The 21298-nt window shown below is 58.6% G+C and carries 20 protein-coding genes and 1 tRNA gene; 4 read left to right on the forward strand and 17 right to left on the reverse strand.

The annotated features are described in order from the left end of the window. Window positions 1-57 precede the first annotated feature (57 nt). The 4 genes from nhaA to IB213_RS08005 all read right to left on the reverse strand — a co-directional run bounded on the left by nhaA (window position 58) and on the right by IB213_RS08005 (window position 5112). Complete coding sequence (gene nhaA, locus IB213_RS07990) at window positions 58-1449, reverse strand: Na+/H+ antiporter NhaA (protein ID WP_370551190.1); 1392 nt, start codon at window positions 1447-1449, stop codon at window positions 58-60. 314 nt (window positions 1450-1763) lie between these two features. Beyond that, window positions 1764-3521, reverse strand: a complete 1758-nt coding sequence (locus IB213_RS07995; protein WP_191722872.1) for a TRAP transporter large permease subunit — start codon at window positions 3519-3521, stop codon at window positions 1764-1766. Window positions 3522-3541: 20 nt separating this feature from the next. Beyond that, a complete protein-coding gene (locus tag IB213_RS08000) occupies window positions 3542-4153 on the reverse strand; it encodes a TRAP transporter small permease subunit (protein ID WP_191722871.1) in 612 nt (203 codons plus the stop codon). Window positions 4154-4596: 443 nt separating this feature from the next. Then, the gene (locus IB213_RS08005) at window positions 4597-5112 is read right to left on the reverse strand and encodes a low molecular weight protein-tyrosine-phosphatase (protein ID WP_191722870.1); all 516 of its coding nucleotides are present in this window, start codon (window positions 5110-5112) and stop codon (window positions 4597-4599) included. A 109-nt stretch (window positions 5113-5221) separates the two neighbouring features. On the opposite strand from IB213_RS08005, the gene IB213_RS08010 reads away from it, so the two are divergent. Beyond that, a tRNA-Gly gene (locus IB213_RS08010) sits at window positions 5222-5295 on the forward strand. Between the two features lie 33 nt (window positions 5296-5328). Here IB213_RS08010 and IB213_RS08015 read toward each other — a convergent pair. From IB213_RS08015 to IB213_RS08045, 7 genes are all read right to left on the reverse strand, one after another. After that, window positions 5329-5697, reverse strand: coding sequence for a hypothetical protein (locus IB213_RS08015; protein WP_192405924.1), 369 nt, complete (start codon window positions 5695-5697; stop codon window positions 5329-5331). A 113-nt stretch (window positions 5698-5810) separates the two neighbouring features. Continuing rightward, window positions 5811-6632, reverse strand: a complete 822-nt coding sequence (locus IB213_RS08020) for an alpha/beta fold hydrolase (RefSeq protein ID WP_192405925.1) — start codon at window positions 6630-6632, stop codon at window positions 5811-5813. Between the two features lie 36 nt (window positions 6633-6668). Continuing rightward, complete coding sequence (locus IB213_RS08025) at window positions 6669-7490, reverse strand: proteasome-type protease (protein WP_191722867.1); 822 nt, start codon at window positions 7488-7490, stop codon at window positions 6669-6671. A gap of 73 nt (window positions 7491-7563) precedes the next feature. Next, window positions 7564-10158: a DNA mismatch repair protein MutS gene (gene mutS, locus IB213_RS08030; protein ID WP_192406089.1), complete on the reverse strand. Its 2595-nt coding sequence runs from the start codon at window positions 10156-10158 to the stop codon at window positions 7564-7566. Between the two features lie 199 nt (window positions 10159-10357). Next, entirely contained in the window at window positions 10358-10675 is a 318-nt protein-coding gene (locus tag IB213_RS08035; RefSeq protein ID WP_192405926.1) for a chaperone modulator CbpM, read from the reverse strand. Next, window positions 10672-11637, reverse strand: coding sequence for a DnaJ C-terminal domain-containing protein (locus tag IB213_RS08040; protein ID WP_192405927.1), 966 nt, complete (start codon window positions 11635-11637; stop codon window positions 10672-10674). The genes IB213_RS08035 and IB213_RS08040 overlap by 4 nt, the downstream gene beginning before the upstream one ends. 140 nt (window positions 11638-11777) lie before the next feature. Beyond that, entirely contained in the window at window positions 11778-12665 is an 888-nt protein-coding gene (locus IB213_RS08045; protein WP_225214065.1) for an inositol monophosphatase family protein, read from the reverse strand. Window positions 12666-12865: 200 nt separating this feature from the next. On the opposite strand from IB213_RS08045, the gene IB213_RS08050 reads away from it, so the two are divergent. From IB213_RS08050 to IB213_RS08060, 3 genes are all read left to right on the forward strand, one after another. Then, a complete protein-coding gene (locus IB213_RS08050) occupies window positions 12866-13684 on the forward strand; it encodes an RNA methyltransferase (protein ID WP_191722864.1) in 819 nt (272 codons plus the stop codon). Between the two features lie 36 nt (window positions 13685-13720). Beyond that, a complete protein-coding gene (cysE, locus tag IB213_RS08055) occupies window positions 13721-14530 on the forward strand; it encodes a serine O-acetyltransferase (protein ID WP_191722863.1) in 810 nt (269 codons plus the stop codon). 165 nt (window positions 14531-14695) lie between these two features. Continuing rightward, complete coding sequence (locus IB213_RS08060) at window positions 14696-15355, forward strand: nitroreductase (protein ID WP_191722862.1); 660 nt, start codon at window positions 14696-14698, stop codon at window positions 15353-15355. A 222-nt stretch (window positions 15356-15577) separates the two neighbouring features. On the opposite strand, the gene IB213_RS08065 is transcribed toward IB213_RS08060, so the two are convergent. From IB213_RS08065 to sdhA, 6 genes are all read right to left on the reverse strand, one after another. Then, window positions 15578-15910, reverse strand: coding sequence for an SMR family transporter (locus tag IB213_RS08065; RefSeq protein WP_191722861.1), 333 nt, complete (start codon window positions 15908-15910; stop codon window positions 15578-15580). 25 nt (window positions 15911-15935) lie between these two features. After that, window positions 15936-16742, reverse strand: coding sequence for a type I methionyl aminopeptidase (gene map / locus IB213_RS08070; protein WP_191722860.1), 807 nt, complete (start codon window positions 16740-16742; stop codon window positions 15936-15938). A gap of 348 nt (window positions 16743-17090) precedes the next feature. Next, the gene (locus IB213_RS08075) at window positions 17091-18401 is read right to left on the reverse strand and encodes a citrate synthase (RefSeq protein WP_191722859.1); all 1311 of its coding nucleotides are present in this window, start codon (window positions 18399-18401) and stop codon (window positions 17091-17093) included. Window positions 18402-18461: 60 nt separating this feature from the next. After that, complete coding sequence (locus IB213_RS08080; protein ID WP_191722858.1) at window positions 18462-18737, reverse strand: succinate dehydrogenase assembly factor 2; 276 nt, start codon at window positions 18735-18737, stop codon at window positions 18462-18464. A gap of 3 nt (window positions 18738-18740) precedes the next feature. Continuing rightward, window positions 18741-19445: a succinate dehydrogenase iron-sulfur subunit gene (locus IB213_RS08085; RefSeq protein WP_191722857.1), complete on the reverse strand. Its 705-nt coding sequence runs from the start codon at window positions 19443-19445 to the stop codon at window positions 18741-18743. Window positions 19446-19472: 27 nt separating this feature from the next. Beyond that, complete coding sequence (gene sdhA, locus IB213_RS08090; protein ID WP_191722856.1) at window positions 19473-21278, reverse strand: succinate dehydrogenase flavoprotein subunit; 1806 nt, start codon at window positions 21276-21278, stop codon at window positions 19473-19475. Window positions 21279-21298: the final 20 nt, after the last annotated feature.

Consider the following 21298-nt stretch of genomic DNA (forward strand, 5'->3'; position numbering starts at 1 on the left):
CAAAAAAAGCCGGAGACTGCAAGGCACGCCGGCTTTTTTGTGTAGCAATGGCAGTGATCAGCGCGCCAGTTTATGGCGCACCATGAAGCCGTAGATCAAACCCAGTACGGCTGCTGTGGCCGAGGCACCCAGGATACCCATCTTGGCTGCGCCCAGCAGCGCCGCATCAGAGAAAGCCAGTCCGCCCACAAAAATGGCCATGGTGAAACCGATGCCTGCCAGCAAGCCAACCAGCACAACCCCTGCCCAGTTCACGCCTTGCGGCAAACTGCACAGCCCTGTTTTGACAGCCAAAAATGTGGCCAGAAACACCCCCACAGGTTTGCCGATGACCAGCGCCACCAGAATGCCCAAGGCGACAGTCTGCGGGCCTGCTGCTGACAAATCGACACCGCCAAATTGCACGCCTGCATTGGCCAGCGCAAAGACGGGCATGACACCAAAGGCCACCCAGGGGTGCAGCATCATGGGCAGACGAAAGACCGGGGCCAGCAGGTCGCGCTGGGCTGCAGAGGCAATGCGCAGCTCCTGGTGCATCACATCGGCTTCAAACTGGCCCTGCTGCGCCTGCAGGCGGATGCGCGTAAGTGCCTGCTGCGCCACTTCCAGATGGTGACGCTGCGCAGGGCGCATGGCCACAGGTGTCATCAAGCCCAGCACCACGCCAGCCAGTGTCGGGTGGGCGCCGGTTTGCAGCAAGCCCAGCCAGAGCACGGCACCGGGCAGCGCATAGGCCCAGGCCGAGGCAATGCCCATGCGGTTGAACAGCACCACCAGTGCCAAACCTGCAAAAGCCACGGCAAAGCCGCTGTAGTCCAGCCCGCCAGAGTAAAAGAACGCAATGATGAGTACGGCTGCGATGTCATCAATGATTGCCAGCGCCAGCAAAAAGATGCGCAAAGGGCCGGGAATGGATTTGCCCAGCAGTGCCAGTACACCGACGGCAAAGGCAATGTCTGTTGCTGTTGGAATGGCCCAGCCGTTGAGCAGCAATTTGTCTTGGCCGGCAAAAGCCACATAGATCAAGGCAGGTACGGCCACGCCGCCAATGGCCGCCATCACCGGCAGGCTGGCCTGACGCAGATTGGCAAGGGCACCGTTGTGCATTTCACGTCGAATCTCCATGCCCACGACCAAAAAGAAAATGGTCATGAGCACGTCGTTGACGAAGAAATGCAAATCCGTGCTCCAGCTCCAGGGGCCCAGGGTCAAAGCCAGCGGAGCGTGCCATGTGGCGAAGTAGCTGCCGGCCCATGGCGAGTTGGCCCAGCCTAAGGCGATGGCAGCGGCCAGCATCAACACGATGCCACTCATCGATTCGATGTGCAGCAAGTGTGCAAAACGCGCAGCAATGCGGCTGGAGGCTGTTTGAAGCGCAGGAATGTGCGCGCTGGGCGCAGGAAATTGCGGGTGCAGAGGGGCCTGGCCCTGGGGGTCATGGGTGTGCACAGACGGACTTTCGCTAGAGGTATGCAAGCGGCCCGACCTGCACCTGAAAATTCACCTGCCATCACTGCCGTATGCAGCGGGCACCCGGTGGCTAGTGTACAGAACTGGTTTGAAGCACCTGGTCACAAAGGCAGGAGTTCAGAAGGTCTTTTTTGAAAACAGGAGCTATCAGCGCTTGAATTAGCTGGTTTTTAGATACTTTTGACTTGATAAACAAGTGTCAGCATACGCTGGCAGCTATATTTTTATCGTAAAAGTTCAAAAAAAAGCCCCCGGGCCTTGCGGCGCTCAGGGGCTTGTTTGAGGGGGCGTGTTTATTTGCCGATGGCCTCTTGCATGGCCTTGAGTGGATCGTCTGCTGGCGATTCACTGCCGGGGTTGCTGCCGTTTTGTTCCATATACGGATTGTCAAAGTCGATCGGTGCGGGCATCGATGACTCCATCTGCTCACGGATGGCGTCCAGGTCGTAATCCACCTTTTCGTCCATGCCGCTGGAGACAATGCCGGGGAAGGCAATGATCAGGCCCACCATCATCAGCTGAATGCACAGGAACGGAATGGCTCCCATGTAAATTTGCTCGGTGGTCACAGGTGCCACACGCTTTTTGGTGAGCTTGTCGGTGTATTCCTTGTCTGGCGCGACCGAGCGCAGGAAGAACAGCGCAAAACCAAAGGGCGGATGCATGAAGGAAGTCTGCATGTTCACTGCAAGCAGTACACCAAACCACACCAGATCAATGCCCAGCTTGTCAGCCACGGGGGCCAGCAAAGGCACCACGATGAAGGACAGCTCAAAGAAGTCCAGGAAGAACGCCAGCACGAACACCATGATGTTCACGATGATCAGGAAGCCCACTTGGCCGCCAGGCAGATCGGCCAGCAGGTGTTCTACCCACAGCGGGCCATCGACACCCTGGAACGTTAGACCAAAAATGGTGGCACCGATCAAAATGAACATCACAAAGCACGACAGCTTGGTGGTGCCCACCAGCGCCTGGCGCAGCAATTGGTAGTTCAGACGCTTGCGGCTGAGCGCCAAAATGATGGCACCCAGTGCACCCATCGCACCACCTTCTGTAGGTGTTGCAATGCCCAAAAAGATGGTGCCCAGTACCAGGAAAATCAGCAGCAGCGGCGGGATCAGTACAAACGTGACTTTTTCAGCCACATGCGACAGCAGGCCCATGCCCGTTACGCGGTTGATGGATGCCGCTACAAAAGCCAGCGCCACACCAAAGCACATCGAGAACACGATGGTTTCGTCCTTGGCGACTTTGTCTACCACTTCACCGGTGAACCAGGTGTGGATGGTTTCCATGTTCTGCGCAGCATAAATGGACACGCCCACGCACAGCACGGTGAGCACCAGCAACGATGTCAGTCCGCTGGAGCCGTCTTTTTCCTTCAGGCTGCGCGCTTCCGGAGGCAGCGCAGGCACCATGTTTGGCTTAAAGAAAGCCAACAGGAAAATGAAGATCATGTAAAAACCCACCAGCATGAAGCCGGGGATGAACGCGCCCTTGTACAGGTCACCCACGCTGCGGCCCAGCTGGTCGGCCAAGATGATCAGCACCAGTGACGGCGGAATGATCTGTGCCAGTGTGCCCGAGGCGGCAATCACGCCCGAGGCAATGCGGCGGTCATAACCGTAGCGCAGCATGATGGGCAGCGAGATCAGGCCCATCGAGATCACCGACGCGGCCACCACACCGGTGGTAGCTGCCAGCATGGCACCCACCAAAATCACGGCAATGGCCACACCACCGCGGATGGGGCCAAACAGCTGACCTACGGTGTCAAGCAAGTCTTCTGCCATGCCGCTTCGCTCTAGGATCAGCCCCATGAGCGTAAAGAACGGAATGGCCAGCATCGTCTCGTTTTGCATGATGCCGTAGATGCGCAGCGGTAGCGCCTGCATCAGCGCTTCGGGCAAGACGTTCAGCTCAATACCGATGACGGCAAAAAACAGACCGCAGGCACCCAGGCTGAATGCCACGGGAAAGCCCAGCAGCAAAAAGCAGATGAGGCCCGCGAACATGATCGGGGCCATATTGTTTGCAAGAAATTCCATAGCTATGTCTCCCTTATCGCTCAGGCGCGGTTGACGCCGTTGCGGGCCGCTTCTTCTTCGGCTTTGAGGATGGCTTCAGCCAACTCTTCTTCAGGTGTTTTGGCCACGATCTTGACCATGGGGTCGTCAATCAGTCCCTGCAGGAAAGCGATGCGCTTGATCAGCTCGGAGATGCCTTGCAGCAGCAGCAGGCCAAAGCCCAGGGGCATCATCAGATACACAGGCCAGCGGATCAGGCCACCTGCGTTGCTGGACATTTCGCCGGAATTGAGGGCCTGCAAAAAGAAGGGCGTGCCGTAGTAGACAACCAGTGCGCACATGGGCGTGAGAAAGAAGGCAAAGCCAATCACATCAATCCACACTCGGGTGCGCAGTTTGAGTTTGGCGTTGAGCACATCGACCTTGACGTGCTCTTTCTCTAGCAGCGTATAGCCAGCAGCCAGCAAAAACGATGCAGCAAAGAAGTACCACTGCACTTCCAGGAACGCATTGGAGCTGGTGTGGAACACTTTGCGCACTACAGCGTTAAGGCTGCTGACGATGGTGGCTGCAAGAATGAGCCAGATAACGTATTTACCGACTTGGGCGTTGAGCCAGTCGATCCCCCGAGAGAGCCGTAAGAGTGCTTGCATGGTGTCTCCAAAAAGCGCGATATGTGCCGCAGGTACAGACTAGGCGTGTGGCCACGCCTGCCCTGCAGACTTGTAGAAATGCACAGTCGCGCGATTTTACGGAGCACCTTCTGTGCTTGCTGACGGCTTTTTGACGGTTCGCAGCAAACAAGAACTTTTAGTGCTGTTTTTGCGGCAAATGCAGGGTTTTTACTAGGTGTTGGCGATGCGTGCAGGCTGCTGTATCCACGGTGTCTGCGCATGAAAGCAGCATAAAGCGCCAGAAAACGCGCGTGAGTTTGCGTGGCTGCGCTGTGCCGTGCATGCCGTGCGCAGCCGGGTGCCAGGGGGCGTGTTATTCGACGTCATTGGCGAAAGATGTGGCTTTTTGGCCGCGTTGCACAGCCCTTCATGCGCCAGCCACAGGTTCATTCCAAGCAGTTGCTGGGCCCGCAAGCCGCGTTTTAACCGTTCAGGTTCTCTTTGATGTGCTCTTTTTGCACGTGAGCCAGTACGCCCAGGCAGGCGTCCTCAATCAGATTGAGAACGTGCTCAAAGCCTTGATCACCACCGTAATAAGGGTCTGGCACGACGGCGCTGCGCATCTCTCGGCAAAACTCGGTGAGCCGGTGCAGTTTGTGGCGCTGCGCAGGCGGGCACAGTGCCTGTGCGCGGGCCATGTTCTCGTGGTCCATCACCAGCACCAGGTCATGGCGCTCAAAGTCTTCGCGCGTGAGCTGGCGTGCACGCAGGTCGCTCAGGTCATAGCCACGCAGCAGCGCATGTTTTTGGCTGCGGCGGTCAGGCTCTTCACCCACGTGATAGGCATGGGTGCCGCAGGAATCGACGGTGAACCAATCACTCCAGCCGCGCGCTTTGACCATCTCTCGCAGCACGCCGTGCGCGCTAGGGCTGCGGCAAATATTGCCCATGCAAACCATCAAAACTGCGTAGGGAGCGGGTGAAGGGGTGCTTGTCATTGCTCAAATTTCTGGTGTAACCACACGGAGGCCGCTATTGCGGGGGCCGTGGCTGTGATAAATTGACACCCGGTTGGTGCCCTGCGTGTTCACGCAGACAGCGTCATAAGCGGGTGTAGTTCAATGGTAGAACTTTTGCTTCCCAAGCAAATAGCGTGGGTTCGATTCCCATCACCCGCTCCATCTTTTGCCCGGTCGTGGCATTTTTATTTCTGTTTATTCCAGTTCAAACTTTTGGCGCAATGCATCGCCAAAGGCCGCATTGCCGGTGAGGGTCAGCGTCAAGGTGGTGTAGCTGCCTGGCTGCGGCGCTTCGGCATCAATGCCTGCGGTGCTGGCTGACCAGCGAATCTTCAGTGCGCGGCCATTGTCGTCGTCCTGGGCGCTGAGGTCGTAGTCCCAGTCTCCACCCTCATCGAGTGGGCCACGGCGGTCACGGAACTCCTGGCTGGCCCAGCGCAATACGTTGCACACTTCGGCAAGCAAAGCATCCCAGCGGTGATCGGCCACGCTGGCCATGGCGTCCCAGGTGCCATTGCTGTCTTCGTCTTCGCTGTATTCAAAATCTAGGTAATCCAAGGCCATTGCATTCTTTCTGAGTTCTTATAAAAGAATAGCTATCAGTGCTTGAATTAATTGGTTTTCAGATATAAAACACATCAAAGTCAAGGTTTTACAAGCGCTTGTCGCTTCTTTTTTTAAAGTTTTGCAGCAGCAACATCCAGATTGAGCAAGCTCGCTTCAATGGCTGCAGCGGTGACATGCGGTTGCTCCATGGGGAAAAGGTGGCCGCCATCGACCAGCATGGTGCGCCCGTGGGTGATACGCAGCGTCATGTCCATGCCCACCTGTTTCATTTCTTTGGAATACATGCCGCTAATGAAGGCCACAGGGCAGCGCAGTGGGTGGCGGCGCAGCAAGGCATTGAGGTTGTGGGGCAGGTTGTTGTAGATGGCGGTTTCTTCTTCGCGGCTGAAGTGCAGGGTGACGTGGCCGTCTGCGTTGGCATCCAGCCCATGGTCAACATAGTCTTGCAGTACTTGGGGATGCCAGCGTGCAAAGGCTTTTTTGCTCTGGAACAGGGTCAAAGCCTCTGCGCGGCTGGGCCAGATGTTGCGGCGCTTGCGGCTGATTTTTCCGGGTGACACATTGCCCACCAGCTGGGTGCGCTTGGCAACTTCCAGCGAAGTGGCGCGCCAGCCACTGATGAGTGGCGAGTCCAGCATGAGCACCCCGCGCGCCAGATGCGGGTGCTGCGCAGCCGTCATGACACTGACAAAGCCCCCCAGTGAGTGGCCCACCATGAGCGCGGGCTGGCCCCAGCGCTGAACCAAAGGGGTGGCAAAGTCGGCCAGTTGCTGCACCAGGTGTGGCCAGTTGCTGGTGACGGGGTAGCGTGCGTCGTGGCCAAAGCGGTCCAGCGCATGTACGTCAAAACCGCGCTCGCGCAGCAGTGCAAACAAGAGGCGGTAAGTGCCAGCAGGAAAGCTGTTGGCGTGCGAGAAGATCAAGGGTTGCATGCGTTGCTCGGTGGTGCACGCAGACCTTGCCGCGCACTAGATCAGTTTTTCTTCAGGAGTGGTGATTTTCTTGATGGGGCTGGGTTTGTCCATCACCAGTGGGACGGTGCTGTTGCCGCCGAACCACTGCGGGTCCTCAATGCTGTCAAACACTTCACGCAGGCGCTTGCCCCAGTTGCCGCGCAGCATTTGGAAGTAGGGGTTGTCTTCGTCAATGCACACCAGCTTGTCGCAGCGCAAGCTGTCGATGTCATACACCGCCAGGTCCAGCGGCAGGCCCACAGAAAGGTTGGACTTGAGCGTGCTGTCCATGGATACCAGCGCGCATTTGGCGGCTTCATCCAGTGGCAGATCCGGGGTGAGCACGCGGTCCAGCACGGGTTTGCCGTACTTGGCCTCCCCAATCTGGAAATACGGCGTTTCTGCCGTAGCTTCAATGAAGTTGCCTGCCGAGTAGACCTGGAACAGGCGCATGCCTTCGCCCCGGATTTGCCCGCCAAACAGCATGGAGACATTGAAGTCCACGCCTGCGCGTTTGAGGGCCATGCCGTCTCTGTCATACACATGGCGCACGGCAGCTCCCAGCACACGCGTGGCGTCAAACATGCTCTTGGCATTCCAGATGGTCAGCACCTCGCCTGTGGCGTCGTCGCGAATCGTCATGGTCTGCAACAGCTCGCGCACTGACTGCGAGATGGACAGATTGCCTGCCGACAGCAGTGCCATAAAGCGGTCGTCCTGCTTCTCGTAGATCATCATCTTGCGGAAAGAGTTGATCTGGTCGAGACCGGCATTGGTGCGCGAATCCGACAGGAAGACGAGACCGGCGTTGAGCTTGATGGCGATGCAGTAAGTCATGAAATTTCAGGCAGAGAGCGGCTTTCAGCAAGCAAGTGTATTCCTGTGGGCCGCAGAAAGTATGACCGAATGTTTAAGTACGCTGGGTCAGCTTTTTGAGCAGATACAGAGCTTCCAGCGCTTCACGGGGGCTGAGTGCGTCGGGGTTGATCTGCGCCAGCGCGTCTTCCACAGGGGTCGCTTGCAGCGCCGACTCGGGCATGGGGGGGGCGGCAAACAGGTCAACCTGATCCTGACCAGCCTCATCGCGCGCTTCCAGCGCTTGTAGCGTATGGCGCGCGTGGTTGAGCACGGCAGCGGGCATGCCCGCCAGCTTGGCCACTTGCACGCCATAGCTGCGGCTGGCCGGGCCGGGCTGAATTTCGTGCAGGAACACAATATCGTTGCCCGATTCCACCGCACCCACGTGCACATTCACCGCCGCCTTGGCCTTGGCAGGCAATTCTGTCAGTTCAAAGTAGTGGGTGGCAAACAGCGTGAAAGCCTTGGTTTTGTCATGCAGCTGCGTGGCAATGCCGCTGGCCAGCGCCAGGCCGTCAAAGGTGCTGGTGCCCCGGCCAATTTCATCCATCAGCACCAGGCTGTGTGGGGTGGCGGCGTGCAAAATTTGCGCAGCCTCAGTCATCTCCATCATGAAGGTGGACTGGGCGTTGGCCAAATCGTCAGCGGCGCCAATGCGGGTGTGAATGGCGTCAATCGGCCCCAGATGGCAGGCTGCAGCAGGCACGTAGCTGCCCATGCTGGCCAGCAGCACAATCAGGGCCACCTGGCGCATATAGGTTGACTTGCCGCCCATGTTCGGCCCGGTAATCACTTGCATGCGTGTGTTCACATTCATGCGTGTGTGATTGGCAATAAAGCTGCCGCTGGATGTTTCAGCCATGCGCGCTTCCACCACCGGGTGGCGGCCACCCTCAATCTCAATGCAGGGAACGCTGCTGAATGTGGGCTTGCTCCAGTTCAGCGTGAGTGAGCGTTCGGCCAGCGTGCACAGCACGTCAAGTGCCGCAATGGCCTGTGCCACGCGGGTCAGATGGGGTACATGGGGCTGCAGCTGGTCCAGGATGCGTTCAAACAGCATCTTTTCACGCTGCAGGGCTCGCTCCTGGGCGCTCAGGGCTTTGTCTTCAAAGGCCTTGAGCTCTGGGGTGATGTAGCGTTCCGCGTTTTTCAGTGTCTGGCGGCGCTGGTAGCGCGCTGGCACTACATCTTTGTAGCTGTTGGTGATTTCAATGTAAAAGCCATGCACCTTGTTGAACTGGACACGCAGGTTCGGAATGTTGGTGATCAGTTTTTCTTTGGCTTCCAGCTCCAGCAAGAATTCATCGCAGTTGTTCTGAATGCTGCGCAGCTCATCGAGCTCGGCATCAAAGCCGGTGGCAATCACGCCGCCATCGCGCACGAGCGCGGAGGGCTCATCCATGATGGCGCGTGCCAGCAAATCGGCACAGTCGGCTGGTGGCACCAGGTCCTGAAAAATCTGGTTCAAATAGGCCGAGGGCGATGGCTGGGTCTGCGCGAGCAACTGTGCTTTTTGCAGTGTCTTGCCCAAAGCCACCAGCTCACGCGGGCGGACCTGACGCAGTGCGGTGCGGGCAGTGATGCGCTCTACATCGCTGACGCCTTTGAGCTCTGCGCGCAGTGCCTGCCAAGGCATGGAGCCGCCCAGAGCATCGTTGCCGCGCAGTACCTCGGTGGCGTTCAAGCGGGCAATCGGTTCGGCGCGCTCGCGCTGCGGCTCCAGCAGCCACGTTTTGAGCAAGCGGCTGCCCATGCCGGTCATGCAGGTGTCCAGCAGTGAAAACAGTGTCGGGCTGTCTTCGCCACGCAGTGTCTTGACCAGCTCCAGATTGCGGCGTGTGGTGGGCGGCAGGTTAATCAGCTGGTCATCGCGCTGCACCTGCAGGCTGTGAATGTGCGTGAGGTTGCGCCCTTGCGTGTGCTCGGCATAGCTCAGCAGTGCGGCGCTGGCGGCATGGGCCAGGGGCAGTGCTTCGGCCTCCCAGGCCTTCAGGCTGGCTGCGCCCAGCAGCTCCAGCAGTTTTCGCTCCCCCAAGCCCGTATCAAATTGCCAGTCAGGGCGCGGGCTGAGCGGGCAGGAGATAGTGCCGCTGTGCTTGAGGGCAAAGAGCCCTTGCTCAAAACGCTCGGTCACACCTGCGCTGTAAATCACTTCACTGGGGGCAATGCGTGCCAGCCATTCGCCCAATTCGTCCTGGCCGCATTCGGCCAAATGAATGCGCCCTTGTGTCACGCTCATCCACGCCAGGCCACAGCGCTGGCGGCCTGATGTGTGCAGCGACACCAGCATGGCCTCTTGTTTGTCGCTCAGCAGTTCGGCATCGGTCAAAGTGCCGGGAGTCACCACGCGCACCACTTTGCGCTCCACCGGCCCTTTGCTGGCACCGACTTCACCGACTTGTTCGCAGATCGCAACGGATTCGCCCATTTTGATCAGGCGCGCCAAGTAACCTTCCAGCGCGTGGAAAGGGACGCCAGCCATCGCTACGGGAAAGCCGGCTGACTGGCCGCGCGTGGTCAGCGTGATGTCGAGCAGGCGTGCAGCCTTTTCAGCATCACCCCAGAAGACTTCATAAAAATCGCCCATGCGGTAGAGCACCAGTGTGTCGGGGTACTCCGCCTTGATGCGCACGTACTGCGCCATCATGGGCGTGTGCCCTTCAATCGGGGCGGTCAGAGGCGAAGAAGAGGGGGTCTGCACGCCGTTGTTGTTCTGGTGGGGCGTGGAAACGTCAGATGTGGACAAAACTCAAATTCCTTGATGTGGACGGTCGCGGCAAAGCGGCCGCCAGAAACAGGCAGGAATTATCCGGGATGCGGCACAGGTTGGGTCAAGCAGATGTTGATCAGCCTTTGAGGCGACGGCGTAACTGCCGCACTTCTTCCATCAAATCGGCGGTCATGGCTGCCAATTGCGGGTCTGCATCAAACGTGCGTTCCAGCTGTGCAATGCGGCGGGCGCGCAGCACGGTGTGGGTGCTAAAGCGCCAGGTGGGGGGGGCTTCTTGTGGCATGGCGTCATCGCCAATGTCGTACTGCAATACGCCGGTGGTTACGCGCTCGACCACCCATTGCGGCTGCATACGGCAGGCATGGGCCAGTTGCTCCAGCGTCAGGGCCTGGGCATCCAGTACATCGGGTGGAGTGTAAAAGGGGGTGCTCATGCGGCATCTCCTGTACGAGGGTTGCGCCCTGCAAAGGCTTTGGACAGTGATTCGTAGGCTTTGCGCTGGTTGTCGTCAAACACGGGAGGGACGATGATTTGTATGACCAAGTACAAGTCTCCTGGGGTGCGGCTGGGCAACCCCTTGCCTTTGACGCGCAGTTTGCGCCCTGCCTGTGAGCCAGGCGGGATATTGATCTCCAGCGTGCCCGCCAAGGTCTTGAACTCAACCGGGCCACCCAGAGCGGCCTCCCAAGGTGCTAAAGGCAGTTGCTGATACACATCTTTGCCCTGGGTGTGCCAGCGTTTGTCGTCCTTGAAGCGCACCTCCAGCAGCAAATCACCGGCCTGTCCTTTGCCGTAGCCGGGCGCACCTTGCCCGGCCAGGCGAATCATCTGGCCCTCGTATACCCCTTTGGGAATGGTCACTTGCAGTTCACGCTCGTCTTCTACGGCGTGGCCCTGTGCATCCAGGCGCACACCACGCAGGCGCAATACGCGCATGCCGCCGCTGTAGCTGTCGGGTACTTCCAGTTCAATGGATGAGTGCTGGTCCTGCCCTCGCATATCCGGTGGCGGCCCACTGCGGCGTGCGCGCTGCCCACGACCAAACAGCTCTTCAAAAAAGCTGCTGTAGTCGGCGTTATCGGCATCTGTACTGCTGTGGTGAAAGTGAAAGTCCTGCCCATCCCAGCCGGGCGGTGCCTGAAAGCCTGAGGCGTGCCCGGCACCGCTGTGGGCAAACTGGCTGGCATCGCCCAGCTGGTCATAGGCTTTGCGTTTTTCTGCATCTGACAGTACGGCGTTGGCTTCATTGACTTCGGCCATGCGCAGTGCAGCATCAGGCTCTTTGCTGATGTCTGGGTGGTATTTGCGCGCCATCTTGCGATAGGCTTTTTTGATTTCATCCGCGCTGGCGTCTTTGGCAACGCCGAGGATCTTGTAGTAGTCCTTGTATTCCACCGGAACCTCCTGCTCACATGTGCCTGGATAGTGACGCAGATGCTCAGGCTTGTCAGTAGGTCAGTGGCGCATGTCAGACAGGCACAAAAAAACCGCAAGGCTTGCGCGCTTGCGGTTGGGCAGTTCTGTAAAGCGACGATTTAGTCGTTGCTGGACGCCGCTTCGTCTTTCTTGTCGGCGGCGATGCCTGCATCGACATCCATCTTGTCTTGCACGCCTGCAAATTTGCTGTATTTGCCCAGAATGCCGACCAGCTGGCCATAAGCGCGGGGGTTGCCCGCCAAGCATTCGGCCTGCTCCAGGAAGTCGGCTTCGCCTGTGAAATTACCAACCAGACCACCGGCTTCGGTGATCAGCAAACTACCGGCAGCTACGTCCCAGATGCTCAGACCGGATTCAAAGAAACCGTCGGTAAAGCCTGCTGCCACGTAGGCCAGATCCAGCGCTGCAGCGCCGGGGCGGCGCACACCTGCCGTGCGCTGGGTGATTTCCGCGAACATGCGCATGTAAGCACGGAAGTTGTCGCCAGGACGGAAGGGAAAGCCGGTGGAAACCAGGCAATCCTTCAGCTGGGTGCGCTTGGACACGCGGATACGGCGCTCGTTGAGGAATGCGCCACGGCCACGGGTGGCGGTGAACAGATCGTTGCGGGTGGGGTCATACACCACCGCGTGCTCGATCTTGCCCTTGAAAGACAAGGCGATGCTCACGCAGTACACGGGGAAACCGTGGATAAAGTTGGTGGTGCCGTCCAGAGGATCGATGATCCAGACGAAGTCCGAGTTCTTGTTGCCGAACTCGGTGCCGGTTTCCTCGCCCAAGATACCGTGGTCAGGGTATGCACCCAGCAGGGTTTCAATCACCGCACGCTCAGCAGCTTTGTCAACTTCGGTAACAAAGTCATTGACTTGCTTTTGGGCAACGCGAACTGATTCAACGTCCAGCGCAGCGCGGTTGATGAGGGCGCCAGCGGCGCGTGCAGCCTTGATGGCCACGTTGAGCATGGGGTGCAGGGAGGAAGACGACATAAATTGTGAAGTTGGCGCCCAGTGGACCACCCCCAAATTTCAAATCTTGACTCTCACAACCTGGGATGGTGCACCGCTGAACGCGGATGATGAACGGGTTCGTGCACGTCCGGCGATGCGGACAGCGACAATAGGGCGCAAATTCTAACCGTCTTGCCCGTTTTTTGCTGCCTGCATGTGCAATGCGGGCCGAAGCTCCAATGAAAACCCGTTTTATTCTGATTGAGACCAGCCATGCTGGCAACGTGGGTGCTGCTGCCCGCGCCATGAAAACCATGGGCTTTGATGAGCTGGTGCTGGTGCGCCCGCGCTGGGCCAATGTGCTGCGCAAGGAAGAAACCATCCAGCGTGCCAGCGGCGCCCTGGATGTGCTCAACAATGCGCGCATTGTGGAGACTGTGGACGAAGCCGTAGACGGCCTGAGCCATTTGTGCGCCACAGCCATGACTCCACGCGACTTCGGGCCACCCACGCGTGCCCCGCGCGAGCACTTTGAGATGCTGGTAAGGGGTGAACTGATAGCGAAGATGCCACCAGTGCTAGAGACGGATGCAACCGATGCAACGGATGCAGCCGCTGGTGCAACTGCTGCCAGCGGCGCTTTCGGTGAAACCGGCATTGGCCTGCTATTTGGCTGCGAGCGTTTTGGCATGGCCAACGAAGACGTATACCGCTGCAACGTGGCGCTGTCGATTCCTTCCAATCCCCAGTTTGGCTCGCTGAACCTGGGCGGTGCGATCCAGCTGCTGGCCTATGAGTGGCGCCAGGCCTTGGGCGGGTTCCCGGTGGTGGAACACGCACCGGCCGCAGAGCGTGCCGACATGCAGCAGGTAGCGGGCATGCTGGGGCACTGGGAGCAGGCTTTGGCGCACATCGGCTTTCTGGACCCTGCCGCACCCAAAAAATTGATGCCCCGCTTGAACCAAATGTTTAACCGTGCGCAACTGACCCCGGAGGAAATCCACATCCTGCGCGGTGTCGCCAAAGCCATGCTGCAAAGCCAGCCGCCAAAGCACTAAACTGTGCAGCCCTTTTGTAACAAGTGACGGCCTCTGATGCTTTCCCGACTGCGTTCTGACATTCAGTGCATTCTTGACCGCGATCCTGCGGCGCGCAGCACCTGGGAGGTCATCACCTGTTACCCCGGTCTGCACGCCATCTGGTGGCACATTCCTGCGCACTGGTGCTGGACGCACAACCTCAAGTGGCTAGGGCGTTTTACCTCGCACATTGGCCGGTGGCTGACAGGCATTGAAATTCACCCCGGTGCGGTGATTGGTGAGCGCGTCTTCATCGATCACGGCATGGGCGTTGTGATTGGCGAAACCGCTGTGGTGGGTGATGGCTGCACGATTTACCACGGCGTTACGCTGGGCGGCACCTCGCTGTACAAAGGCAGCAAGCGCCATCCGACGCTGGGCAAGAACGTGGTGGTCTCAGCGGGTGCCAAGGTGCTGGGCGGCTTTGAGGTGGGTGATGATGCCAAGATTGGCTCCAACGCCGTAGTCATCAAGCCTGTGCCTGCGGGGGCAACAGCGGTGGGTATTCCTGCGCGCATCATTCCTTCCAAAAAGGGCGAAAGCGCCGATGTGACGGAGATGGGTGAGCAGACATCGAGCGCCAAACCGCAAAAAGCGCCGCAGCAGGCTTTCACGGCGTATGGCGTAACTCAAGAGGACGACCCCGTCAGCCAGGCCATGAAGGGCCTGGCTGAAGGTGCTGCCACGCATGAGCAGCAACTGCAGCAACTGTGGACGGCGGTCGAAAAACTGTCGGCCCAGCTCAAGGCCGACTGCGTACCTTGCGAGAGCGAGCGGGGCGGCCACTTCGAGAAATCCAAGATCGATCAGATTCTGGGTAAGTAGCCGCTGGCGCAACCGCATGCAGTGAAGAGGCCGTCAAGGCCTCTTTGTTTTTCTACGGGCCAACCCTTAAAACGTCGCCAATGTGGCGCTGGCGTGTGCAGCTGTCTTGTACGCTTGCAGCAGTTGCCTTATTTGTTGACCCTTTACATACAGGATTGATTTGTCATGGATGTGTCCCAAGCCTTGCGTGAACGCCGTTCCGTGCGTGCCTTTACCTCCCAAGTGCCTAGCGCAGCGCTGGTGCAGCAACTGATGCAGGATGCGGCCATGGCGGCTTCGGGTGGCAATATGCAGCCCTGGCGCGTGGCTGCGCTGACGGGTGAGTCGCTGCAAGCCATGCTCAATGATGTTTCCAAGACGATGGGGGAAGAAAACCCTGCCCACCAGTCCTACCCTTCCAATCTGTGGGAGCCCTACCGTACGCGCCGTTTTGCCAATGGCGAAGATCTGTACAAGAGCATCGGCATTCCGCGCGAAGACAAAGAAGGCCGTTTGCGCCAGTTGGCCAAGAATGCGCAGTTCTTTGGTGCGCCCGTTGGCTTGCTGATGCTGACGGAAGAGCGCATGGGCCCTGTGCAGTGGATGGATTTGGGCATCTATTTGCAATCTTTCATGCTGCGAGCCACAGAGGAAGGGCTGGCTACCTGCGCCCAAGGCTTTTGGCGCCGTTACGACGCGGTGGTCAAGCAGCACATTGAAGTGCCAGAAGGCTATCTGGTCACCTTTGGTATTGCGCTGGGCTACGAAGACAAGACGGCTCCCATCAATACGATGCGTGCCACACGCGCAGAGTTCGAGGAGTGGGGCCAGCTCAAAGGCTTTTAAGCGCGCTGTGACGGCCACTGCCAGCACCAAGTGCTTCGCGCCATAAAAAAGAAAAAGCGCTTCTGAGGAAGCGCTTTTTTGTGAGCTGCAGAGCAGTTTGGTTCAAAAGTGTTGCCTGAGCCGACGTAGATGTACCCTGGACAAAAAGCCTGAAACGGCAGGCAATGCGCCGTTGATGGCAGGGCACAGGCAACAACGTTCCCAGGGCAGCATGAGCGCTTGTCAGTGGCCGACGCTCTTGGAGAACAGGTTGATCACCAGCACCCCGGCAATGATGAGCGCCATGCCGGCGATGGCCGCAGCATCCAGCTTCTGGCCCATGAAGATCCAGGCAATCGCTGATACCAGCACAATCCCTGCGCCCGACCAGATGGCATACGCAATCCCGGTGGGGATAGTGCGCAGTGTCAAAGACAGGCACAGGAATGCAATGGCGTAGCCCACGATCACGATCACGCTGGGCCACAGGCGGGTAAAGCCTTCGGCGCTTTTGAGAAAGGATGTGGCCATCACCTCAGCGACGATGGCGATGCCCAGAAACCAGTAGCTGCTCATATGTGCTGCGGCTTGGCTCAAAGGTTTAGGGTGCGGGGTAGGTGCCGGTGCCATCGGGCCATGTGGTCAGCACCTCGTAGCCTGTGGCGGTGACAACAACCATGTGCTCCCACTGGGCAGACAGGCTTTTGTCTTTGGTGATGACGGTCCAGCCATCGTCGAGCTCTTTGGTGTCGTGCTTGCCCATGTTGAGCATGGGCTCGATGGTGAAGATCATGCCTTCTTGCAGTGTCATGCCCTGGCCGGGGTAGCCGTAGTGCAGCACCTGTGGCTCGTCGTGGTAAATCTGGCCGATGCCGTGGCCGCAGTAGTCACGCACCACAGAGAACCCATCGCGGTGGGCCACGGTCTGAATGGCATGGCCCACGTCGCCCAGTGTGGCACCGGGCTTGACGGCACGAATGCCAGCCACCATGGCTTCATAGGTGGTGTCGACCAGCTTTTTGGCCTTGGCCGGTACGTTGCCCACGGTGTACATGCGCGAGGTGTCACCAAACCAGCCGTCTTTGATCAGTGCCACGTCTACGTTGACGATGTCACCGTCTTTGAGGATTTCCTTGGCGGCTGGAATGCCGTGGCAGACCACCTCATTGACCGATGTGCACACGGTTTTGGGAAAGCCGTGGTAGCCAATGTTGGCGGGAATGCACTTGAGTTCATCGACGATGAAGTCGTGGCACAGCTTGTCCAGGTGCTCGGTGCTCACTCCCGCTTGAACGTGGGGAGTGAGCATGGACAGCACGCGTGCGGCCAGCTGGCCTGCTTCGCGGGATTTGGCAATGTCGAGCTTGTCGTGAAGGGGGGGCAGGCGGCGTAAGGGTCGTTTGGCCATGGTGTCGGTGGGGTGTCGCAAGGGACAAGAAAGAGCAATGCCCACACTGTAGCGGTTCGGGCAGAGTTTGTCGTAGCCCTTGCTTGGAAGGCAACTTGCTGGTGCTTTTATAAAAAATGAGCTATTAACGCTGTGTTTATAAGTGTTTCAGATTCATTTATATCTGAAACCATTGATATACATGCGTTGTAAGCTATTAAATATATAACTAGGCATGCGCGACCAGCGGCGTGCGTCAATGGCGCGCATGCATGGCCTGTACGTGGTCGCATAAAAAAAGCCCGCACGTTTTGCAGCATGCGGGCTTTTTGGCGTTCAAGCGGGCTGCCTTCAAGGCAGCGACAGCCATTAACGCTGGTTCAGGGGCTTGACGTCGCGAGCGACCGAGCCTGTGAACAGCTGGCGAGGACGACCGATCTTGTACTCGGGGTCAGCCATTTGCTCGTTCAGCTGGGCAATCCAGCCCACGGTGCGGGCCAGGGCGAAGATGCCGGTGAACAGGTTCACTGGAATGCCGATGGCGCGTTGCACGATGCCGGAGTAGAAGTCCACGTTGGGGTACAGCTTGCGCGAGACGAAGTAGTCGTCTTCCAGTGCAATCTTTTCCACTTGCTTGGCCAGCGCGAACAGTGGGTCTTTTTCCAGACCCAGTTCGGCCAGGATTTCGTTGCAGGTTTCCTGCATCAGCTTGGCGCGGGGGTCGTAGTTCTTGTACACGCGGTGGCCAAAGCCCATCAGCTTGACGCCGCTGTTCTTGTCCTTGACCTGTTCCATGAACTCACCAACCTTGGCGATGCCGCCGTTGGCCTGGATCTGCTCGAGCATGTTCAGGCAGGCTTCGTTGGCACCACCGTGGGCAGGGCCCCACAGGCAAGCGACACCAGCGGAGATGGCTGCGAACGGGTTCGTGCCCGACGAACCGCACAGGCGCACGGTGGAGGTGGACGCGTTTTGTTCGTGGTCAGCGTGCAGAATGAAAATGCGGTCCAGCGCACGTTCCACCACGGGATTGACCTTGTACTCTTCGCAAGGGTTGCCAAACATCATGCGCATGAAGTTGCCAGCGTACGACAGGTCGTTCTTGGGGTACATGTAAGGTGCACCAACACCGTACTTGTAAGCCATGGAGACCAGCGTAGGCATCTTGGCGATCAGACGGATCGCGGCGATTTCACGGTGCTCAGGATTGGTGATGTCAGTGCTGTCGTGATAGAAGGCCGACATGCCGCCCACCAGGCCAGTCAGCACAGCCATGGGGTGTGCATCACGGCGGAAGCCACGCAGGAAGAACTGCATTTGCTCGTTGACCATGGTGTGCTGGGTCACACGGTTTTCAAAGTCAGCCTTCTGGGTTTCGTTGGGCAGCTCACCGTACAGCAGCAGGTAGCAGGTTTCCAGGAAATTGCAGTTCTTGGCCAGCTGTTCGATGGGGTAGCCGCGGTACAGCAGCTCGCCCTTGTCACCGTCAATGTAGGTGATGCTGGACTGGCATGCCGCCGTGGAAAGGAAGCCCGGGTCATACGTAAACATGCCCGACTGGCCGTACAGCTTACGGATGTCAATCACATCCGGGCCGACATTGCCTTGGTAGACCGGCAGTTCAACGCTGGGCGCGCCATTGCTGAAAGACAGGGTTGCTTTGTTGTCCGCGAGTTTCATTTCCAACTTCCTTCTCTGGTTGGCCAGATCTTGTCCGGCCTTTTTTGCAAGTTGTGCCAATCAGACGGGCTTGCGCACCATCTGTAGCACTTCTCTAACTTCAGGGGTGTCCAGGTCCCCTTCCGGCTCCTTGCGGCGCATGAAGAGGTCCATGAGATCGTTGTCTGCCAGGTCCATCAGGGCAGACAAACCAGCTGCGTGTCTCCGCGTCAGCTGATCGCCATAGGCGGCGAAGAATTGTTCGATGTACAGGTCGTTCTCGACCAAGCCACGGCGGCTACGCCACCGCAGCAAGTCGCGTTCCCGTTCTTCGAGGATTGCGTCCATAGCGTCCATGGACTAGATGGCGCGACGCACCATCAGCTCCTTGATCTTGCCAATGGCCTTGGTGGGGTTCAGGTGCTTGGGGCACACGTCCACGCAGTTCATGATGGTGTGGCAACGGAAGAGGCGGTAAGGATCTTCCAGGTTGTCCAGACGCTCTGCGGTGGCGGTGTCGCGGCTGTCCGCAATAAAGCGGTAAGCCTGCAACAGGCCTGCAGGGCCCACGAACTTGTCAGGGTTCCACCAGAACGAGGGGCAGCTGGTTGAGCAGCTGGCGCACAAGATGCACTCGTACAGGCCGTTGAGCTCTTCACGCTCTTCGGGCGACTGCAGGCGTTCCTTGCTGGTCGTCGTATAGATGTCGCTTTGCAGGTACGGCTTGATGGAGTGGTACTGCTTGAAGAACTGCGTCATGTCCACGATCATGTCGCGGATGACCGGCAGGCCCGGCAGAGGCTTCAAGACGATGTCACCCTTGAGGGTGTTCATGTTCGTCAGGCAAGCCAGACCGTTCTTGCCATTGATGTTCATGGCGTCAGAACCACACACGCCTTCGCGGCACGAGCGGCGGAACGAGATGGTGGGGTCTTGCTCCTTGAGCTTGACCAGGGCGTCCAGCAACATGCGCTCATGGCCGTCCAGCTCAACCTCAACGGTTTGCATGTAGGGCTTGGCGTCTTTATCGGGATCGTAGCGGTAGAGTTTGAATGTACGCTTCATTTTTGTGTTCTCTCGTGGGCTGCTGGATTAGAACGTGCGAACCTTGGGTGGCACGCTGTCCACAGTCAGGGGCTTGAGGTTCACAGGCTTGTACGACAGGCTGTTGGTGGCGCTGTCCCACAGGGTGTGCTTGAGCCATTCCTTGTCGTTACGGCCCAGCGGGAACTCGGCGTGGTCGGCTGGGTGCTCGTAGTCGTACACAGTGTGTGCACCACGGCATTCCTTGCGGGCAGCGGCCGAGGTCATGGTGGCTTGCGCCACTTCGATCAGGTTGTCCACTTCCAGCGCTTCCATGCGGGCGGTGTTCCAGACCTTGGACTTGTCCTTCAAGGTCACGGAACCCACGCGTTCGCGGATGGCGTTGATCTTGGTGACGCCTTCGTCCATGCTCTTTTGCGTGCGGAACACGCCAGCGTGTGTCTGCATCGACGAGCGGATTTCGCCAGCGATGTCCTGGGCGTATGTGCCTTCCTTGGACTCGTCGAGCTGGTTCAGACGCGCCAGCGTGCGATCGGAACCATCCGCAGGAACCGGCAGGTTGTCGCCGAAGCTGCGCGTAAATTCCACGATGTGCTTGCCTGCAGCCTTGCCGAAGACCAGCAAGTCCAGCAGCGAGTTCGTGCCCAGGCGGTTAGCGCCGTGTACGGATACGCAAGAGCATTCGCCCACAGCGTACAGGCCATTGACCACACGGTTTTGCACGCCGTCGTGTGTCACCACCTGACCATGGATGTTGGTAGGGATGCCGCCCATCTGGTAGTGGATGGTGGGCACCACAGGGATAGGTTCCTTGGTGATGTCCACGTTGGCGAAGTTGTGGCCAATTTCTTCCACCGAAGGCAGACGCTTGCGGATGGTCTCGGCACCCAGGTGGTCCAGCTTCATCAGGATGTAGTCCTTGTTAGGACCGCAGCCTCGGCCTTCCTTGATTTCCTGGTCCATCGAGCGCGACACGAAGTCGCGCGGTGCCAGGTCCTTCAAGGTAGGTGCGTAACGCTCCATGAAGCGCTCGCCTTCGCTGTTGAGCAAAATGGCGCCTTCGCCACGGCAGCCTTCGGTCAGCAATACGCCTGCACCGGCTACGCCTGTGGGGTGGAACTGCCAGAACTCCATGTCCTGCAAAGGAATGCCTGCGCGCGCAGCCATACCCAGGCCGTCGCCGGTGTTGATGAAGGCGTTGGTCGAGGCCTGGAAAATACGGCCAGCACCGCCGGTAGCCAGCAGCACAGCCTTGGCGTGCAGCTCGTACAGGTCGCCAGTTTCCAGCTCCAGCGCTGTGACACCGACCACATCACCCTGGGTGTTGCGGATCAGGTCCAGGGCCATCCACTCCACGAAGAAGTTGGTCTTGGATGCCACGTTTTGCTGGTACAGCGTGTGCAGCATGGCGTGACCAGTGCGGTCAGCCGCTGCGCAAGCACGCTGCACAGGCTTTTCGCCGTAGTTGGCGGTGTGGCCGCCGAATGGGCGCTGGTAGATGGTGCCGTCTGGGTTGCGGTCAAACGGCATGCCGAAGTGTTCCAGCTCGATCACGACGTTCGGCGCTTCGCGGCACATGAACTCGATGGCGTCCTGGTCGCCCAGCCAGTCAGAGCCCTTGATCGTGTCGTAGAAGTGGTAGTGCCAGTTGTCTTCCGACATATTGCCCAGCGATGCCGATACGCCGCCTTGGGCTGCCACTGTGTGCGAGCGTGTGGGGAAAACTTTGGACAGGGAGGCCACGCTCAAACCAGCGCGGGACAATTCCAGAGCGGCACGCAGACCGGAGCCGCCAGCGCCGACGATGACAACGTCAAACTTGCGCTTGGTGATATTTGCTTTGGAGTAGCTCATTCTTAACCTTCAATCGTGGA

Origin of the sequence: Comamonas sp. CMM02 (assembly GCF_014851485.1) — a bacterium.
In the GTDB taxonomy this organism is placed as follows: Bacteria; Pseudomonadota; Gammaproteobacteria; order Burkholderiales; family Burkholderiaceae_C; genus Comamonas; species Comamonas avium.

Excerpts from the sequence above, each read along its gene's own strand:
- IB213_RS08045 (WP_225214065.1), bottom strand. The coding sequence starts at position 12,665 with ATGTCGTCTTCCTCCCTGCACCCCATGCTCAACGTGGCCATCAAGGCT.
- cysE (WP_191722863.1), top strand. The coding sequence starts at position 13,721 with ATGCTTTCCCGACTGCGTTCTGACATTCAGTGCATTCTTGACCGCGAT.
- IB213_RS08005 (WP_191722870.1), bottom strand. The coding sequence starts at position 5,112 with ATGACAAGCACCCCTTCACCCGCTCCCTACGCAGTTTTGATGGTTTGC.
- IB213_RS08080 (WP_191722858.1), bottom strand. The coding sequence starts at position 18,737 with ATGGACGCTATGGACGCAATCCTCGAAGAACGGGAACGCGACTTGCTG.
- IB213_RS08020 (WP_192405925.1), bottom strand. The coding sequence starts at position 6,632 with ATGCAACCCTTGATCTTCTCGCACGCCAACAGCTTTCCTGCTGGCACT.
- IB213_RS08025 (WP_191722867.1), bottom strand. The coding sequence starts at position 7,490 with ATGACTTACTGCATCGCCATCAAGCTCAACGCCGGTCTCGTCTTCCTG.
- IB213_RS08015 (WP_192405924.1), bottom strand. The coding sequence starts at position 5,697 with ATGGCCTTGGATTACCTAGATTTTGAATACAGCGAAGACGAAGACAGC.
- IB213_RS08085 (WP_191722857.1), bottom strand. The coding sequence starts at position 19,445 with ATGAAGCGTACATTCAAACTCTACCGCTACGATCCCGATAAAGACGCC.
- sdhA (WP_191722856.1), bottom strand. The coding sequence starts at position 21,278 with ATGAGCTACTCCAAAGCAAATATCACCAAGCGCAAGTTTGACGTTGTC.
- IB213_RS08035 (WP_192405926.1), bottom strand. The coding sequence starts at position 10,675 with ATGAGCACCCCCTTTTACACTCCACCCGATGTACTGGATGCCCAGGCC.
- mutS (WP_192406089.1), bottom strand. The coding sequence starts at position 10,158 with ATGATGGCGCAGTACGTGCGCATCAAGGCGGAGTACCCCGACACACTG.
- IB213_RS07995 (WP_191722872.1), bottom strand. The coding sequence starts at position 3,521 with ATGGAATTTCTTGCAAACAATATGGCCCCGATCATGTTCGCGGGCCTC.
- map (WP_191722860.1), bottom strand. The coding sequence starts at position 16,742 with ATGGCCAAACGACCCTTACGCCGCCTGCCCCCCCTTCACGACAAGCTC.
- IB213_RS08060 (WP_191722862.1), top strand. The coding sequence starts at position 14,696 with ATGGATGTGTCCCAAGCCTTGCGTGAACGCCGTTCCGTGCGTGCCTTT.
- IB213_RS08050 (WP_191722864.1), top strand. The coding sequence starts at position 12,866 with ATGAAAACCCGTTTTATTCTGATTGAGACCAGCCATGCTGGCAACGTG.
- IB213_RS08000 (WP_191722871.1), bottom strand. The coding sequence starts at position 4,153 with ATGCAAGCACTCTTACGGCTCTCTCGGGGGATCGACTGGCTCAACGCC.
- IB213_RS08075 (WP_191722859.1), bottom strand. The coding sequence starts at position 18,401 with ATGAAACTCGCGGACAACAAAGCAACCCTGTCTTTCAGCAATGGCGCG.
- IB213_RS08065 (WP_191722861.1), bottom strand. The coding sequence starts at position 15,910 with ATGAGCAGCTACTGGTTTCTGGGCATCGCCATCGTCGCTGAGGTGATG.